The organism is Isoptericola sp. NPDC057559 (genome assembly GCF_042801555.1).
Taxonomy (GTDB): domain Bacteria; phylum Actinomycetota; class Actinomycetes; order Actinomycetales; family Cellulomonadaceae; genus Isoptericola.
Genome location: NZ_JBHVFQ010000059.1, coordinates 1 through 1,180, shown reverse-complemented (window position 1 = coordinate 1,180; position 1,180 = coordinate 1). Strand labels below are relative to the sequence as shown.

Below are 1,180 nucleotides of genomic sequence, written 5' to 3'. Positions count from 1 at the left end.
CTCAATTACAGCATCTTTTGAAACTCTTCCAAATTCATTGTGTTTTGTAAAATGTTCGGCTAATAACTCTAGCTTTTTAAATGTTTCAACAGTAATTCGAGGTCCAATTTGTTTTTTCTCTTCCATCCAAACACACTCCTAACAAGTTGTTAACATAATTCTAACATTGGAAATAATAGAATTCAAGAACAGAAAAAAGAAGCACACTCGGAATGATATTTCGTTTCCTTTTGATTCCGAGCCTCCACCCCTTACAATCCCCAAAGGCAACCGACAAGGGAAAATTCGTCCCTTATCGGCACCTCCGGAAATTGTACAGCAAGGGGTCACTCCCAATAAAAAGACTACGACATATAAAACAGGTTTAGCTTCAGAGAAAAAGAGCATAAGGAAACTCGGTGCCACCCTAAAAAAAAGGGTGTCAAACAGGCTGTGCCTGTTGAGTTTCTATGCTCTTAGAACAGGTGCCGTTTTTGAAGCCAAAGATATAGCATAGATACCCCATAGATATAGCAGGGATATACCAAAATATCTCTAGAGATACGGGTATCTATGCTATATCTCTCTACAAGATTCCTCCACACGCTTGACGGAAATGCTTCAGCATTTTAGCACTCACTCGACAGAGTGTATAAGTGCGCCATTCGGAATTTCAAAGCTTCAAATTTCACAGAGAGTGCCCATTTATACACACCCCCTAAATCGTGGTGTGACAATGGGTTCTCGCCGGCTCGAAATCGGTTTGTCATTCTGACAAATAACCCTTCGGGAAATAAAAAAAACGGCTCCATAAAGAGGAACCGTTTTGCTTCAAAAATCACGTTTTGTGTTATACTGGAGAAACGAAATTGTGTTTTCAAAATTGTCATTTTCGACATGATAACTTTTCTCGTAGTGTGGTTTTGCCGAACCCACTACTTTTTTTATGTCTCCGAACTTCATTTCTTCCCGTTCCGGCTTAACAATCCCTTTTGATTTTCGATACATATTCATTCCGGAAGGATACATGTGCAGCCGTCCGCCTTTTAAAAATTTCTTTTCCCGACCTTCTACGATCTTTGTTTGCACCTCACAGCCCTCTGAAGCCACTTTTAAGGCTGTTTCCCTGTCTTGGACATCTTCTAGGTCTATATCAGTCAAATAAGCGCTCAAATAGGCTCCTATGTTGTCTATATCCTTT

At 40.0% G+C, this 1,180-nt stretch carries 1 pseudogene; it reads right to left on the bottom strand.

The features are described from left to right. Positions 1 to 810 precede the first annotated feature (810 nt). A pseudogene (locus ACFU5J_RS21935) lies at positions 811 to 1,180 on the bottom strand (hypothetical protein); the annotation flags it as partial.